Source organism: Nonomuraea sp. NPDC050404, assembly GCF_040655495.1.
GTDB lineage: Bacteria > Actinomycetota > Actinomycetes > Streptosporangiales > Streptosporangiaceae > Nonomuraea.
The window spans coordinates 186,309-201,575 of the sequence record NZ_JBFAKB010000006.1 but is presented as its reverse complement, the minus strand read 5'-3'; the positions used below and the strand labels follow the sequence as shown (position 1 = coordinate 201,575).

The window sequence follows — 15,267 nt, the reverse complement described above, 5'->3', positions numbered from 1 at the left end:
GAAAGGCCCCACGCGGAGAGGACGCGTCCTCGATTGTCCAGGTTCGCCCCCCATGCCCAATCGGCATGGGGGTTGGGTGGATATCAGCCGTCGCAGTTGGGTGTGCAGAGGCGGCGTTCCATGCCCTGCAGGAAGAAGTCGCGGACCTGAAGGATGTTCTCGGCGATGTACGCCTCGCCGCCGGTGGCCTTGGCCATGGCCTCCATCTGCTGCTTGCCCTTCTTGGCGTCGGGCCCGAACGCGATGAGCAGGATGGTGAGCGGCCGCTTCGGGTTGTAGGTCTTCTTCAGGAACCGCAGCAGCTCGGCGTTGGACATCCCGCCGTCGGGATCGTCGTTGCCCGCGCCATCGGTGAGGATCAGCAGGGTGTTGACCTTGTCGTCCTGGAAGGTCTTGGTCAGCTCGGTGTAGGCCGCCTTGACCGTGTCGTTCAGCCCGGTGTCGCCCGTGGACTTGGCCTGGAGCTGGGCGAACGTCTTGACCAGCACCTCCTTGCGCAGCGCGCCGTCGATCGACTCGCTGAGCGGCCCGACGGAGACGAGCTCCCGCCAGTCCTTGCCCTCGCCGTCCAGGTGCGTGGAGAACGACCACAGGCCCATGTCGGAGCCGGGCGGGAAGAGCGCGAGGCCCTCGGTGGCGATCTTGTTGATGGCCTGCATGCGGGTCATGCCCGTGCCGGGCACGGGCAGCGCCATCGTGCCGGAGACGTCGAGCAGGGTGAGCAGGCGGGTGCCCAGGTTCAGCCTGGTCCAGGTCTGTACCATCCGCGTCACGGTCGCGCCGTCGGGCGGGTCCAGCGCGGCGGGCGTCTCGGGGGTGAAGCCCTTGTCCTCCGACAGCGCGTCGCCGGCCTTGCCGTCCGTGCCGCGGAAGCCGGCGTCACGCAGCGTCTTCGTGGCCGACTCGCTGGTCAGGTCCTGCTGGAAGTCCGCGACGGCCTTCAGCGTCTGCGGGTCCTTGGTCAGGACCGTGACGGGGTAGTCCAGGCTGAGCGTGCCCTCTTTGGGATAGAGGGCGACCACCGGCGACTCGGGCTTCTTGGTGTTGTGGGCGTAGATGGCCTGCTCGGAGGTGACGCCCACCGGCACCCTGCTGCCCGACTTGACCGTGAGGCTGGCCAGCAGCGCCGTGGAGTCGGTCGCGAGCTGGCCCGACAGCTCCTTGAGCGCGCCCACCAGCTCCTTGTCCTGGCCCGCCTCCCTGGCCGTGCCGGCCGCGGCCAGCAGCGCCGCCAGGCCCGCGGAGTTCTTCTGCGGGTCGAGGGCGAGCACCCGCACCTTCCTGCCGGGGCCGTCCACGTTGGCCACGTTCGCCGCCGAGACCATCGCGGACCAGCTCGGCTGGAGCGCGTCGCCCAGCTTCGAGGCCGAAGACTTGGCCGCCGCCAGCACCACGGGCGAGGTCGCGATCGAGCCGCCCACCTGCGGCAGCGTCTGGCCCGCCTGACCCGCGCGCATGCTCTCCATGAGCAGGCTGGAGTCGGCCACCCAGAAGTCGGCACTGGCCTTGCCCGCCGCCAGCGCGTTCGCGGTCCTGGCGGCGGCCTCCTTGGCCACCGTCACCTCGACGCACTTGTTGTCGATCGAGTGCATGGCCTTGTTGTAGTTGCCGGCGATCCTGTTCAGCGCCGGCTGGATGTCGGGGGTGGCCACCACGCGCAGCGGCAGCTTGCCACCGGAGCAGTCATGGTCACGGTTGAAGACCACGAACGCGGCGACACCGAGGAGCACGGCCAGGGCGACGGCGCCGGCCAGCGGTACGAGCACCCGGCCACGACTGTTCCTGGCCCGGCGGCGCGGTAAAGGTTCGTTGGCCCGGTATCCGCCGTCGAGATCGTCTGTGCGGTGTCGTCCCACGATGCCCTCTTTGGTGTTCTTGAGGATTTCCGGAGACCCTAGAGGGAGATACTCCGCAATACTCCGGGAACGATACTCGGTGCGGTCTGTGTGGCAAAACAGCCCTTTTGATGCGACGATTACCCAGTGTTGCGGTCAATGGCAACAATTGTCACCATGCCAGGCCCGCTTTCCCTCGCGTACGGCCACTGCCGCGAGCGCCACCGCGACGGCCGGATCCACCCACCACCACCCCAGGGTGTTGAGCCACAGACCGGCCAGCACGCCCGCCGCCATGATCGCGCAGATGAGGTTCTGCGTGCCTTCGCCCGAGGTGGCCGCCGAGGCCAGCCGCGCCCCGAGCCGCCGCTTGACCAGGCCCAGCACCGGCATGCTGACCAGGCTGAACGACGTCACCACGATCCCCAGCACGCTCGGCACGGCCCGATGCCCGTGGTCGAGATCGTGCGCGACGTGGATGACGAGGTAGGGGGCCAGCAACCAGAAGCTCAGCGCGACCGCCCGCCGCGCGGTGATCTCGGCACTGGGTGACAGGGTCCGGGCGCCGGTGAAGCGCCACACCACGATCAGGCTGGCCGCCGCCTCCACGAGCGCCGCCAGCCCCCAGCCGATGAGCGCGACCGAGTGCGCGGCCAGCCCCGCGGCCAGGCCGAGCGTGCTTTCCACGCCCAGCCAGGCCAGCGTGGCCACGGAGAGCGAACGCGCGGCGCGGGCGTCGCGCAACCATGCTGCCGACGCGGCCGGATGCTCATGAATCCGCTGATCAGGCACCATGAACCCCCGAACTCCCGGCTATCCGGCCGTCGACAGCGATATGTACGGTACCCGCTACTGTCCGTGATCTTAGAGTGCGGCGGCAAAGTCGGGTCAAGCTTCGGTCGCATAATGATCGCCAGGGGACGTTACAAAGGGGGAGATAGCGTGCCGTTCACGCCCAGCCATATCGCCGCGGTTATTCCGATGATCGCGGCTTCGCACCGGATTCGCAGATTCGTCGACCCGTGGGCGCTGGCGCTGGGCGCCATGGTGCCGGATATTCCGGTTTTCCTGACGGCCGTGCCGTTCCTGCCTGACTACACTGACTGGCACTCCTGGCTGGGCGTCGTCACGATCGACCCGCTCGCGGTGCTGATCCTGCTGCCGCTCTTCCACCTCGTCCTGCGCGATCCGCTGATCGCCCTGCTGCCGCCCTCGCTCGCGGGCCGCGCCGCCCTCCTCGCGCCCGACCGGCTGCGCCTGGTGCCGATGATCGTGGGCGGGGTGCTCGGCGCCGCCACGCACGTCCTGTGGGACTCCTTCACGCACTCCACGGGGCCGGCGGAGTGGGGCGCCTGGTTGTCGATCTCGGTCTTCGGGGTGATCAAGCTCTTCCGCCTCCTGCAGTACGTCTCCTCCGCTGTCGGGCTGGCCGTGGTGGTGTGGTGGGCGTGGCGGGGGTTGTCCGGGATGGAGCCGGCGCCCGTACCCGAGCGGCTGCGCGTCTCCGCCCGCACCCGCAGGACCGTCGTGGCGGCCTCCTGCGCCGGCCTGGTGTTCGGCGCCCTGTTCTATCCCTTCATCAGCGAGCCGAACCCCAAGTTCGGCATCGCCGCCGTGATCACCAAGATGGGCGCGGGCACGGTGATCGGCCTGGCCGTGGTCCTGCTCTGCTACGCGGTGGTCTGGCAGGTCAGGCGGCGCGTGGCAGTATCGGGTCGTGCTTGAGTACGTAACCGACGTGGACGACCCGCGCCTTTCCGACTACACCCGGCTGCGGGACGTCGAACTGCGCAAGAGCCTGGAGGCCGAGCGCGGCCTGTTCCTGGCCGAGGGGGAGAAGGTGATCAGGCGGGCCATCGGCGCCGGCTACCCGATCCGCTCGGTCCTGACCACCCGGCGCTGGCTGACCGCGCTGGAGGACGTGCTCGCGGGCGCGACGGTCTACGTGGTGAGCGACGAGATCATCTCCGGCATCGCGGGCTTCCCGGTCCACCGGGGCGCACTGGCCTCGATGGAACGCCTGCCACTGCCATCCGCGCAGACCCTCATGAAGGACGGTGTTCACCGGGACGGCGCCCGGCGCCTGCTGGTCCTGGAAGACCTCGTGGACCACTCCAACGTCGGCGCGATCTTCCGCTCCGCCGCCGCACTCGGCGTCGACGGCATCATCCTGTCCCCCCGCTGCGCCGACCCCCTCTACCGGCGGTCGGTCAAGGTCTCCATGGGCGCGGTCTTCTCCATCCCGTACGCCCGCTTCGACGACTGGTTCCAGGGCCTGGCGCAGCTGCGGGAGCACGGCTTCCACAGCCTCGCCCTGACCCCCGACCAGAACGCCACCCCCATCGACACCGTCGAGGCGGGCGACCGGGTGGCGCTGCTGCTCGGCTCTGAGGGCGACGGCCTGTCCTCCCACTGGCTGACGGAGGCCGACCAGCGGGTGTGCATCCCGATGAGCGCCGAGGCCATGTCCGCCGGCGTGGACTCACTCAACGTCGTGGCCGCCGCGGCGATCGCCTGCCACGGCCTGATGCGCACGACGGACTTGTCACGAGGTCGTGGTTGACGGCGCAGGTCCAAGCCGGGTCGCACGCATGACGAAAGAGCCCCCGCCCGGTTCGGCACCGGGCGAGGGCCCTTTCGTGTTGGCGGGTGGAATCAGCCGACAAGCTGGACTTTGCGCAGCTTTTCGGCCGCGTTCGTGCCGCGCTCGATCTTCGCGAGCACTGCTTCCATGATGCTCGTGTATATGTTCGACCCTGTTTCCTCGGGTCCCAAGACGTGAGCCATCTCCAACTGGTCGCCCACGGCGAGGGCCGCTACCAGCGGCTTGCCCTTGAGGAACCGGTCGACGGTCGTGGCGAACTCTGCCCCTTCGGCTGCCGTCAGCTCTGCGATTTGATCTTCGGTGACCTCGATATAAGCCCAGACGTTGATGTCCCAAGCGTGGCCCTCGATGCAGTCGAAGAGGAACTTGTGCCCCTGCTGCTCGATAAGCCCACATGTCGGCCGGTCGTGCTTGTCGTACACCGCGATGACCCTGGAGGTCTCGGAGGGCTCCCAGGGCTTCGCGCCGAACTGGAGATGTGCCAGCTCAGGCATCGCCGTCCTCCCCCCAAACCGGTTGGCCAAAGCACTCACTAAGCGCGCACTCTCATCGTCGGTCCAATCAGTATCTCCGTCCAGGCAGACAGACACATGGTCGGGGTTTCTTTTGCCCCCATCCGGGACAAATCAGGAAGCCCGCTGCTCGCAGTTTGCCGGCCGTCGTGTATCGGACCCCGTCGTGCATGCTCGCGCTCCGTCGGCCGCGATACATCAGGTCAACCATCTCTTTGACGCTTCGCTCACCGATGGTGAGGGACAGACCTTTCTCGCCGATCCGAAGCTGACTTCGGAAGGGGAAGATGCAGAACCCGGGGTTGAGTGTGTTGCCGAATTGGGTCAGAACGGCATCATCCGGAAGTTCGTCACATGACGGCCGGGTGTTGGGCGAGCGACGCGCTGGCATAGCTGACCATCATGCCCGTCATCCCCGACAGACACGGGGTTTCCGGCAGTTCCGGGGCTTGCTCATTATTGACCGAGGGGACCGCAGGCGCGTGGGTGCCGGCTTCCCCGACGTCGTGGCCACGCCGCGTTCGGGGGGTGAGGGCGATCCGGGGTTTAAGTGCGTGGTGCGGGGCACTGGCAGACACCACGTCAGTGTAAGGAGATGGCATGCAACCCATGGAGAAGGCCACCTCGCTCGGGGTGAGCCTGCTGAGTGGTGCTCTGGCGGCCGCGCTGTTCAAGCAGGTGTGGAAGGTGGTCGCGGATCAGGACGAGGCGCCGGACCCCGAGGATCTGGAGCGGGGCTGGGCCGAGGTGCTGGTGGCCGCGGCCGTGCAGGGGGCGGTGTTCGGCCTCGCCAGGGCGGCGGTGCAGCGGGCGGGTGCGCAGACCTTCCGGCGCGGGTCCTGATCCGGCCGGCCCGGGTTCTGATCTACGGCCGGGGTTCTGATCTGGCCGGGCCGGGTCCTGATCTGGTCGGCCCGGGTCCTGAGTTGGCCGGTCCTGGTCAGGCCTGGTCGTCCGCGAGCCACTCGGGGTAGCTGTCGAAGCCCTGCATGACCGGCTCCTTGTCGATGGGCATGGTCGCGTCGGTCTGTCTGATGTGCCGCTCCAGTTCGGATACCTGCCGCTCCGTCGTGATGAGCGTGAGCTGCCAGGCGGTCCCGTCGCAGTGGGGAGCCGGGTGCGGGACTTCGGCGATGTCGATCGACGTGGCCAGGCCGGCCAGGAGGATGCCGTGCGCGAGCGAGGCCGCCTTCTCATGGCCCTCGATCGTCGTGCGGACCTCGAAGAATTCCGCCATCAGGTGTCCTTGGTCGAGGTGGTCAGAGCATCACCGTACCCACCGAAACGAACAAGGGGTCCGATTTCGCGGGGATTCCCCTGAAAGTGGCCCCCGCGGGCTCGCCGCCGGCCCGGTCAGCGGGGTGGCGGGGCGGTGGAGGAGCGGACGATCAGCTCGTACGGGAACAGCCGCCGCTCCGGCGTGGCCGCGCCACCCGACAGCAGCAGCCGGCCCGCGGTCTCCCCGATCTCCCGCTTGGCCTGCCGGATCGTGGTGAGCCCCGCCTCCTCGGCCGCGCTGTCGGAGAACCCCACCACCGACAGTTGTCCGGGCACCTCCAGCCCCAGGTCGGCGGCGGCGTCAAGGATGCCGAGCGCCAGCACGTCGGTGTTGGTGAGTATCGCGGTCGGCCGCGGCTCCCGGCCGAGCAGCGCGTGCCCCGCCCGCCGTCCCGCCTCGCGTGAGTTGCGCGCCACCTCGTAGAACGGCACCGAGGACCAGTCGAGACCGGCCTGCTCGCAGGCCGTCTGGTAGCCGCCGCGCCGCGCCCGCATGGCCTCGAACGCCGCGCCCCGCTGCCGCTCCTGATCGGCCCAGCCGGTGTGGCCGTCCTCGTGCAGCCCGACCATGGCGACCCCCAGGCGCCGGTGCCCGAGCTCCAGCACGTGCCGCGCCGCCGCCGCGCCCGCCGCGGGCTCGTCGATGCCGAGAAAGGGATGTCCCGGCACGTACGGCTCGTCCACCACCACGACGGGCAGCTTCCTGGCCAGCACCTCCGCCAGCGCCGGATGCCCGTCCGGCAGCGACATCACGCAGAAGGCGTCCACCACCGCGTCCCTGACCGTGTCACTGCGCTGGTCGCCGTGCGGTAGCGGCAGGATGAGCAGGCCCACGCCCGCGTCCTCGGCCGCGGTGGCCAGCCCCTGGAAGAAGCCGATCGCGTACGGGTCCGCGAACGCGTACGCCAGCGTCTCGCTGAACAGCAGGCCGAGCGCGCCCGCCCGGCCGAGCCTGAGCGAACGCGCGGTGGGATTGGGCCCGGCGTAGCCGAGTTCGTCGGCCACCTCGAGTATCCGCTGCCTGAGCCCGTCGCTGAGCTGGTCGGGGCGGGAGAAGGCGTAGGACACGGTGGCCCGGGACACGCCGAGGCGGTCGGCGATCGTCTGGAGCGTGACCTTGGCCATGGCTCAACCGTATCGAAAAGCCTTGTACCACCGTTCTTAATTGATTAAGCTCTTAATTGATTAAGGAGGGTTCGTATGGATGCCATGCAAGTGCTCGCCCATCAGACCGCGATGGGGTACCGGGGGTCCCTGGAGGAGGCGCTGCCGGGGGCGCCGCGCCGGGCGTACGAGGCGGGCCGGCCGGCGGGAAGGGTCCGTCACCGGCTGGCGCACTCGCTCAGATGGACCGCCGACCGGCTGGATCCCGCCTGCAGGGCCGCCTGATGATGCAGAATGTGAGCGATCGATTACAGAACTGCGGGTAGGCGCGGAGGGGTTGCATGAACGTGGCCTGGGTCATGGCGGTCGCCACCGTATGGGGGCCCCTGGGGCCGGTGCAGCCTCACACGGTCGCGCTGAGCTGTTCCGTCGCCACCCCGGCCGGTCGGCCGCTGGTCTTCACGCCCAAGGTCGGCCTGGCGCCCAGGCGGGTCGAGGCGCGTGGCCACCTGGAGCTCACCGGGTGCGCCTCGCCCGGCGGCACGGCGGGGTTGCTGCGTTCCGGGTGGGTGAGTGTCAAGGCTTCGGCGCAGACGTCCTGCGCCAGCGCCCGCCAGGTGCGCGGGCACGCCGTGATCACGTGGTTCGACGCGGCCGGCCGTCCCGTCGGCACCTCGAAGATGCGCGTCAAGGCCGACCGGCTCGTGGCCCAGCAGCCCGCGGACACGCTGCTCACCGGGACCGTCACGGCGGGATGGCTGAAGGGGAGGCGCGTCGAGGGCGGCATCACGCCGCCCGGCGCCATCCTGGGTTGCGCGACCCGGGGCATGGCCACCCTCCCGGGCAGCGGCCGCATGACCTTCGGCTGAACGCGGCACAGGCGGCCAAGCCAAAGGCGGGCGGTGAGGCCGAAGGTGGCGGGCCGGGGCCGGCGGTCAGGCTGGTCGCGGCGACAGGCGGTCAGGTGAGGTGGCTGTTCATGGGGTGGGTGGCCAGGTCAGGGCGACCTGCTCGGCCGCGTAGTCCAGCAGCCTCTCGGCGGTGGAGAAGCGGCGCTCGTTCTCGTCGTCCAGCAGCACGCCGACGATCTGCACGCCGTCCCGCTCGCCCGCGAACAGCAGGCAGTGCCCGGCCGCGTTCGTGTAGCCGGTCTTCACCCCCAGCACCCCGTCCGCCCGCGTGAGCAGCTTGTTGGTGTTGCGCCAGGTGTGCCTGCCGTGCACGGCGGTCTTGGCCACCTTGTACGAAGTGCTCCCCACCACGGTCGTGAAGACGTCGCTCCGCAGGGCCTGCTGCGCCAGCTTGGCCTGGTCGGAAGCCGTGGAGTGGCCGCCGCCCGCCGGAGTGGGCATGCCGTCGGCGTTGGTGTAGCGGGTGTCGGCGAGGCCGAGGGAACGGGCGGTGCGGTTCATCTTCGCCACGAAGGCCGTCTTGCCGGGGCCGTAGTGCCTGGCCAGGGCGTTGGCCGCGTCGGCGCCCGAGGGCAGCATGAGGGCGTAGAGCAGGTCCCTGACCGTGAAGCGCTCGCCCTTCCTGAGCCCGGCCGTGGCGGCGCCCCCGCGGGCGGCGTACTTGACGTCGGCCGCGGTGATCGTGATCGTGTCGCTCAGCCGGGCCTCCTTGAGCACGACGTACGCCGTCATGATCTTGACCAGGCTGGCCACCGGCACCCGCTTCGTCTCCCTCTTGCCGAGGTGGACCGTTCCGGTGGAATCGATGAGGTATGCCACCTTGGCACTGACGGTCGGCTCCTTCGCGGCGGCCATGGCGGGGGAGGAGAACCCCGCGACCAGGGCGACCACGACACAGCCCATCAAACGACCAATTCGCATGCCCACATCGTGACAGGAGATCAAGGCTTCGTTTGCACAACTCGGCCATGGGCCCTAGTCAGATGGGGGTAAATCATTGATAGATCCGATATGGCAGGGGGCGGCGGCCATGGCAGGAAGGTTTGTGATCAGTGAGGACGGGCGGGGCGGCTACCGGTTTGCGCTCGTTGCGAACAACGGGCAGACGCTCGCGGTGGGCGAGGGCTATCCGAACAAGGTGGCCTGCGTGAACGGCATCGAGACCGTGCGCAGGAACGCTCCGGAGGCCACCATCGACGATCAGAGCGCCCCGGAAGATCAGGAGGTCTGAGCCGCCGCAGGCGTAGCGGCCCTGAACCGCCGCGGGTCTGGAAAGCCCTGTCTAGGAGGCCATCGCCTTGTGGTCGTCGGTGGCGCGCCGGCGCTTCTGCCTGCGCCGGATGAACAGCCAGACCACCAGCGCGACGAAGAGCACGGCCACCGCCGCCGCCGTGATGGGCGAGCGCTGGGCCAGTTGCAGCCAGCCCCACAGCGCCGCCATGCCGCCGAACCACCACAGCGGCGCCCAGGTCAGGCAGCCCAGCGCGCTGGCGACGACGTACCAGGGATAGGAGACCCGCAGCGCGCCCGCCACCCAGGGCAGCGTGTGGCGCAGCATGGGCACCCAGAAGCAGCCGTAGACGGCCAGCGCGCCCCAGCGTTCGACGACCCGCTCGACCTTCTCGATCCGCTCGCGGCCCACCTTGACGCCGATGCGCGAGTCGTACAACTTCTCGCCCAGCTTGCGGCCGACCCAGTAGTACACCTGGAACGCCCCGAACAGGGCCAGGATCAGGAAGGCGCCGACCAGCCAGTACGGCAGCCCGAGAAGGAACGGATCGGTCGGAGCGGGGACGGCGATCACCGCAGGCCGCATGCCACCACCCCTCACATATCTTTAGGCCAGGCTTACCTTAGTTCAAGGTGCAAGTTAGTGCTACACCCGCTTGCAAGCCTCCCTGCAAATGGTGCAACCAGCCGACAACCGGCACTCAACCACCCAGTCTCACTCTATGGGTGAGCCAAAAGGGGTGTTGAAGATGCCGACGAGAAGCGCAGCCGTCCTGGCCAGTGGAACCGCCAACGCCGCCAAGCTGTTCGTGGCGGCCCTCGCGTTCACCAGCGCGTACGTCGGCCTCACCGCCTACAGTAACGCCGGCACCGCGACCGGGCCCGCCCGGACCGTCACCCTGGCGGCCCGCGAGCTGCCCGTCACCGCCCCAGCCGGCGGCCACACCGTCCCCGCCAGGACCGGCGAGATCACCATGAGCGTCCTGACGGGCGGCGCGGGCTGCGCCAAGTCGTACGCGGCCCGCAGCCTGGTGGTCAACCCCGACCCCGACCAGCCGCTCTCCTACGACTGGAAGCTCGCCCGCTGGAGCCCGGCCGCCAAGGCGTGGCGGCCGTACCTGTCCGACTCCGCCGGCTTCGCCGCCCCCGAGCAGACCGTCGAGTGGCGCCCCCACATCTCGGGCAACCCCGGCTGGTACCGCGTGGAGCTGACCGTCGAGGGCGCCAAGACCATCAGGAGCGACCGTTTCCAGGTGAGCTGCTGACCGACTGCCGCGCCGCCTCCACCCAGCGCGGCACGCCCACCCGCTCGGCCACCTCCAGCGCCTTCTCGTAGTGCTCGCGCGCCGCGTCCGGCTGCCCGAGGCGGATGGCCAGGTCGCCGAGCGTCAGCGCCACCGGCCACAGCGCCACCACGCCGGTGCCCGCGCCCGCCACCCGGTCGGCGAACGGCTTGAGCTTGTCGTAGCAGTCGACCATCCGATCGCGGTCGTCGAGCAACATCCCGGCCAGCGCCCGCCAGGTCATCGCCAGCTCGTACAGGAAGTCGGGGCGCACCGGCGGCCTGGTCGCGGCCACGGCCTTGGCGTCGTTGAGATGCCCGGCCGAGGCAAGGGCCAGCGCGTAGGCGTCGAGCGTCCACTTGGCGCCGCGCAGGTGGGCCTCGGCCAGCATGTCCACCATCTCCGCCGCCCGGCCGGCCACCAGGTGCAGGCAGAACGTCGCGATCCGCGGCAGATCCTGGCGGCCCTCCAGCATGCCCGCCCGCGCGGACACCCTGGCCGCCTCACGATAGGCGCGCTCGGCGCCCTCGTAGTCGCCGGCGATCATGAGCCGCTGGCCGGAATACCAGACGACCACCGCGGCGGGCGCCGACAGGTCGTACTGCTTGGCCAGGGTGTCGGCCGACGCCGCGTGCTGGTCGGCCGCGGTGAACTCGCCCCTGGCCGCCGAGCACTCCAGCAGCACGAGGTGGGCCAGCGCCTGCGTGGCCATCTGCCCAGAGCGCTGAGCGACCTCCAGCAGCTCCCTGCCGATGCCCTCGCGGGTGTCCACGGCGGGGATGTCGTAGGACTGCCGCAGCCGCCCGCTCAGCGCCGCCGCGATCAGCGCGGGGTCGCCGCTCTGCCTGGCCAGCTCCAGCGCCTCCAGCGACGCCTGCCGCCCCCGCTCCGGCGAGGAGGAGCCCTCCAGCTCCAGGGCCAGCGTGGTCAGCAGGCTCGCCCGCAGCCGCTGCTCGCCCTCGGGCAGCTCCATGAGCGCCTTCTCGGTGACGTCCACGATCTCCCACGCCGTGCGGGTGAAGTCGCGCGCCATGCCCTTGTGCGGCACGGCCAGCGACGCCGCCACCTTCGCGGTGATCTCCAGGTCGCCCAGCGGCAGCGCGGCGTCCATGGCCTGGCGGCGCAGCCCACGGGCCGCCGTCATGTCGCCACACAACGCCAGCGCCCTGATCTGGCGCAACATCAGCCGCAGCCGCTCCTTGGCGCGCTCGGGCCGCTGCTCGCCGCTCTGGTCGTCGCCGCGCGAGCGGTCGAACGCGGCGATGGCCTGCTCCCACAGCGTGGCCGCCTCGCGGTGGGCGAAGCGCCGCTCGGCCTGCTCGGCCGCCAGCCCCGCGTAGTGCACCGCCTTGCCCGCGGCGTCGGCCAGGGAGTAGTGGTGGGCCAGCGCGGCCACGTCGGACGGCGTGCGCTGCTCGATGACCGCCGCCACGGCCGCGTGCAGCCTGGTGCGGCGCAGCCGGGAGGCGTCGGAGTAGATGGTGTCGCGCACCAGGTCGTGGTCGAAGCGCAGCAGCCCGGGGCCCGGCTCGGTGACCAGCCCGGCCAGCAGCGCCGCCTCGACGGCCTCGATCACCGACTCCTCGTCCACCGCCACCGCGACCAGCACGTCGAGGTCGACGTCGCGGCCGATCACCGCGGCCTGCAGCAGGATCTGCTGCGCCCCCGCGGGCAACTGGGAGATGCGCCGCCGCAACACGTCGCGCACGCCCGACGGCACCCGCGAGAGCACCTCGGTGGCGCTGGCGCGGTGGGCCGCGCCCTCGGCGTCGAGCAGGCGCACGGTCTCGCGGACGAAGAACGGGTTGCCGCCGGTGCGCTCGACGATCGACTCGACCGCGTCCTCGTCGATCTCGCGTACGCAGGTGGCCTTGACCAGCTCGGCCACCGCCTTCGGGTCCAGCCCCGACAACCCCACCCGCACCGGGCTCAGCCTGGCCAGCGCGGCCAGCACGTCGGACTGGCGGTCGTCGAGCTCGCTCTCCCTGCAGGTCACCACGAGCAGCACTCGGCTGGTGGCCAGCAGGCTCGGCAGCGCGCGCAGCAGGGCGAGCGTCTGGTCGTCGGCCCAGTGCAGGTCCTCCAGGGTCAGCAGCACGGGACCGCGCCGCGCCACCCCGGCCAGATAGCCGCCGACCGCGCGGTGCAGCCGGAACCCGCCCGACGCCTCGTCCTCGTCGGGGTCGGGCGCGGCGTCGTCGATCAGTGGCGCGAGCAGTTGCGCGTACTCGCCCGCGCCCGTCATGCCGATGAGCGTGCGCAGGATCTCCACCCAGGCCCAGCCGGGCGGGGTGGCCTGCGAGTCGGGGCAGGCGCCGGAGGTGGTGGTCCAGCCGTCGGCGCCCAGCCTGCTCTCCAGCTGGCGCAGCAGCGTGGTCTTGCCCGCGCCGGCCACCCCGGTCACGATCGCGACCTGGAAGCGGCCGGTACGCGAGGCGGCCGTGGTCAGCCTGGCCAGCTCGGTGTCGCGGCCGACGAACGGCTCGGGCTCCAGCGGCGGCGGCTCGACCGGCGCGGCGGGCCGCGGCGGCCAGGTGTCGGACGCGGGAGCGGCCGGCCGCTGGGCACGCGGGGGAGCGGCCAGCTCCAGCTCGGGCGACTGGGCCAGGATGTCGGACTCCAGCTTGCGCAACGCCGGCCCGGGGTCGATGCCCAGCTCGTCGGCCAGGATGTTCCTGGCCCTGCGCAGCGCGGCCAGCGCGTCGCCCTGGCGGCCGCAGCGGTAGAGGCCGAGCGCCAGCAGCCGCCAGCCCTCCTCGCGCAGCGGATGCTCGGTGGTCAGCGCCTCCAGGTCGGGCACGGTCTCGGCGTGCAGGCCGAGCCGCAGTCCCGTGTCGGCGTGCCGCTCGCGGGCGACCAGGCGCAGCTCGGTCAGCCGGTTGACCTCGGCCTCGGCCCACGGCTGGTCGGCGAAGTCGGAGTAGGGCGTGCCGCGCCACAACCCCAGCGCCTTCTCCAGGCGGCCACGGGCGGACTGCGGGTCGCTCTCCTCCAGATGCTCGCCGGCGGCGCGTACGAGCTGCTCGAACCTGAGCGCGTCCACCTGGTCGGAGGCCACGCGCAGGGCGTAACCGCTCGCGACCGTCACCAGCAGCCGGTTGGGCCCGCCGCGCGGGCGGCCGGGCTCCAGCACCCTGCGCAGGCGCGAGATGTAGACCTGCAGACCCGACTGCGCGCCTTTCGCCGCGTCGTCGTCCCACAGGTCGTAGAGAAGCGTGTCAACGGGCACGACCTGACCTCTGGCCACGAGAAGCCGGGCGAGCACGGCCCGCTGCCGCAACCCGCCGAGGTCGAGTTCGTCGTCGTGTTCGTACGCCTCGACTGGCCCCAGAACTCGGAACGCCACCATGTCAGCCGCCACGCTATGCGGGCCTACGAATCACGCACAAGGCCCGTGGTTGATTAGCACGCGATGGGTTTGGGATTGTCACTGGGCGGCCTTCGAAATCGCGGACGGGGGCTCCGCGGCGGCGTTCCGGCCGTTGCGCCTGCGCAGAAGCGCCCATGCGCCCAGAGCCAGGCCGCCGAACGGGATCTCGATAGTGTAAGTCCAGAAGCCGAAAAGCAGTGCGGCGGCGGTCGCGGGCGCGGCGGCCACGCCGAACGCGGTGGTGAGCAGGACCACCACTCCGCCCTCCATGATCCCCGCCCCGCTGGGCGTGATGAGGGCGCTGGTGAGCACGCGTGACAGGGCGAAGACGGCGATCGACTGGGCCAGCCCCGGCCAGGCGCCGGTGGCCTGGAGGCAGACCGCCATGATCGCCCACTGGAAGCCGAGGAAGAACACCATGCCGAGCGACAGCCCGGCCCACCGGGTCCGCACCACGCCGGCCGTGTCCGCGCGCAGCCGGTGGAAGGCCTCGGAGGCGTGAAACTTCAGCCGCAGCACCTTGGCGACCGCGTCGATGCCCTTGCCGAGCCAGCCGGCCGCGCGGTCCCAGTAGAGCGCGACGGCCACGACCACGCAGAGCACGAGGATCGAGATCGCGCCGGTCCAGCCCGCGTTGGCCACGGTCGTGTTGGGCGCCTGCCCGGCCATGAGCAGCGCGATGATCCCGACGGCGGGCAGGATGAATCTGAACAAGGTGTTCCAGATGCCGCTGACCAGCGTCATGACCACGAAGGCCCGGTTGGTGAAGCCCCAGCCCTTGGTCATCGCCCATGACAGCGCCACGCCCACGGCGCCGCCGAACGGCAGCAGGTTGCTGACCGCGCTGCCCGCCGCGTTGAGCGTCAGGCCCTGCAGGTTGTTCAGGCCGGGCAGGGAGCTGGTCAGCACGAACGTGTACGCCAGCAGGCTCAGCAGCCACAACGCGGTCATGGCGGCGATCTCGCCCGCGCCGAGCGAGCCGAAGATCGCGCCGATCTCGCGCCAGGAGACCGGTTTGCCGGTGAGCGCCTGCACGAGTTGCGGCAGGTAGACCACGAGCAGCACGGCCAGTCCGAGCGACAGCACGGAAAGGGTGATCTGGAGCCACTTGTTCTTCATCGGGGTCCAGTCTGCCGGGT

Annotated in this window: 16 protein-coding genes; 7 read left to right on the top strand and 9 right to left on the bottom strand. The window is 70.5% G+C overall.

Annotated elements, in window-relative coordinates; translation table 11 throughout:
- Nucleotides 1-83: 83 nt before the first annotated feature.
- Together AB0I81_RS18135 and AB0I81_RS18130 are read right to left on the bottom strand one after the other, a co-directional pair.
- The gene (locus tag AB0I81_RS18135; RefSeq protein ID WP_360657715.1) at nt 84-1,766 is read right to left on the bottom strand and encodes a substrate-binding domain-containing protein; all 1,683 of its coding nucleotides are present in this window, start codon (nt 1,764-1,766) and stop codon (nt 84-86) included.
- 225 nt (nt 1,767-1,991) lie between these two features.
- A complete protein-coding gene (locus tag AB0I81_RS18130; protein WP_360657712.1) occupies nt 1,992-2,630 on the bottom strand; it encodes a hypothetical protein in 639 nt (212 codons plus the stop codon).
- Between the two features lie 111 nt (nt 2,631-2,741).
- Between AB0I81_RS18130 and AB0I81_RS18125 the strand changes: the two genes are divergently transcribed.
- Both AB0I81_RS18125 and AB0I81_RS18120 read left to right on the top strand, forming a co-directional pair.
- A complete protein-coding gene (locus AB0I81_RS18125; RefSeq protein ID WP_360657709.1) occupies nt 2,742-3,560 on the top strand; it encodes a DUF4184 family protein in 819 nt (272 codons plus the stop codon).
- On the top strand, nt 3,553-4,398 hold the full coding sequence (locus AB0I81_RS18120; RefSeq protein ID WP_360657707.1) for an RNA methyltransferase: 846 nt from the start codon (nt 3,553-3,555) through the stop codon (nt 4,396-4,398). The genes AB0I81_RS18125 and AB0I81_RS18120 overlap by 8 nt, the downstream gene beginning before the upstream one ends.
- Nucleotides 4,399-4,490: 92 nt before the next feature.
- Here AB0I81_RS18120 and AB0I81_RS18115 read toward each other — a convergent pair whose 3' ends face one another.
- A complete protein-coding gene (locus AB0I81_RS18115; protein ID WP_360657704.1) occupies nt 4,491-4,934 on the bottom strand; it encodes a hypothetical protein in 444 nt (147 codons plus the stop codon).
- A 618-nt stretch (nt 4,935-5,552) separates the two neighbouring features.
- On the opposite strand from AB0I81_RS18115, the gene AB0I81_RS18110 reads away from it, so the two are divergent.
- A complete protein-coding gene (locus AB0I81_RS18110) occupies nt 5,553-5,795 on the top strand; it encodes a DUF4235 domain-containing protein (RefSeq protein WP_360657701.1) in 243 nt (80 codons plus the stop codon).
- Nucleotides 5,796-5,892: 97 nt separating this feature from the next.
- Here AB0I81_RS18110 and AB0I81_RS18105 read toward each other — a convergent pair whose 3' ends face one another.
- Together AB0I81_RS18105 and AB0I81_RS18100 are read right to left on the bottom strand one after the other, a co-directional pair.
- Nucleotides 5,893-6,189, bottom strand: a complete 297-nt coding sequence (locus AB0I81_RS18105) for a hypothetical protein (protein ID WP_360657698.1) — start codon at nt 6,187-6,189, stop codon at nt 5,893-5,895.
- A 116-nt stretch (nt 6,190-6,305) separates the two neighbouring features.
- Complete coding sequence (locus AB0I81_RS18100) at nt 6,306-7,355, bottom strand: LacI family DNA-binding transcriptional regulator (RefSeq protein WP_360657695.1); 1,050 nt, start codon at nt 7,353-7,355, stop codon at nt 6,306-6,308.
- 75 nt (nt 7,356-7,430) lie between these two features.
- Between AB0I81_RS18100 and AB0I81_RS18095 the strand changes: the two genes are divergently transcribed.
- Together AB0I81_RS18095 and AB0I81_RS18090 are read left to right on the top strand one after the other, a co-directional pair.
- A complete protein-coding gene (locus AB0I81_RS18095) occupies nt 7,431-7,619 on the top strand; it encodes a hypothetical protein (RefSeq protein ID WP_360657692.1) in 189 nt (62 codons plus the stop codon).
- A gap of 56 nt (nt 7,620-7,675) precedes the next feature.
- Nucleotides 7,676-8,203 carry a hypothetical protein gene (locus AB0I81_RS18090; RefSeq protein WP_360657689.1) on the top strand — a complete coding sequence of 176 codons (528 nt, stop codon included), beginning with the start codon at nt 7,676-7,678 and terminating at the stop codon, nt 8,201-8,203.
- 108 nt (nt 8,204-8,311) lie between these two features.
- On the opposite strand, the gene AB0I81_RS18085 is transcribed toward AB0I81_RS18090, so the two are convergent.
- Nucleotides 8,312-9,166 carry a serine hydrolase gene (locus AB0I81_RS18085; protein WP_360657686.1) on the bottom strand — a complete coding sequence of 285 codons (855 nt, stop codon included), beginning with the start codon at nt 9,164-9,166 and terminating at the stop codon, nt 8,312-8,314.
- Between the two features lie 109 nt (nt 9,167-9,275).
- Here AB0I81_RS18085 and AB0I81_RS18080 point away from each other — a divergent pair, with 109 nt between their 5' ends.
- Nucleotides 9,276-9,476 carry a DUF1508 domain-containing protein gene (locus AB0I81_RS18080; RefSeq protein WP_360657684.1) on the top strand — a complete coding sequence of 67 codons (201 nt, stop codon included), beginning with the start codon at nt 9,276-9,278 and terminating at the stop codon, nt 9,474-9,476.
- 51 nt (nt 9,477-9,527) lie between these two features.
- Here AB0I81_RS18080 and AB0I81_RS18075 read toward each other — a convergent pair whose 3' ends face one another.
- Nucleotides 9,528-10,061 (bottom strand): VTT domain-containing protein, encoded by a 534-nt coding sequence (locus tag AB0I81_RS18075; RefSeq protein ID WP_360657681.1) that lies wholly within the window; start codon nt 10,059-10,061, stop codon nt 9,528-9,530.
- Nucleotides 10,062-10,224: 163 nt separating this feature from the next.
- Here AB0I81_RS18075 and AB0I81_RS18070 point away from each other — a divergent pair, with 163 nt between their 5' ends.
- A complete protein-coding gene (locus AB0I81_RS18070) occupies nt 10,225-10,740 on the top strand; it encodes a hypothetical protein (RefSeq protein ID WP_360657678.1) in 516 nt (171 codons plus the stop codon).
- On the opposite strand, the gene AB0I81_RS18065 is transcribed toward AB0I81_RS18070, so the two are convergent.
- Both AB0I81_RS18065 and AB0I81_RS18060 read right to left on the bottom strand, forming a co-directional pair.
- Nucleotides 10,709-14,107, bottom strand: coding sequence for a BTAD domain-containing putative transcriptional regulator (locus tag AB0I81_RS18065; RefSeq protein ID WP_360657675.1), 3,399 nt, complete (start codon nt 14,105-14,107; stop codon nt 10,709-10,711). The genes AB0I81_RS18070 and AB0I81_RS18065 overlap by 32 nt on opposite strands.
- A 78-nt stretch (nt 14,108-14,185) precedes the next feature.
- Entirely contained in the window at nt 14,186-15,247 is a 1,062-nt protein-coding gene (locus tag AB0I81_RS18060) for a lysylphosphatidylglycerol synthase domain-containing protein (protein ID WP_360657673.1), read from the bottom strand.
- Between the last annotated feature and the right edge of the window lie 20 nt (nt 15,248-15,267).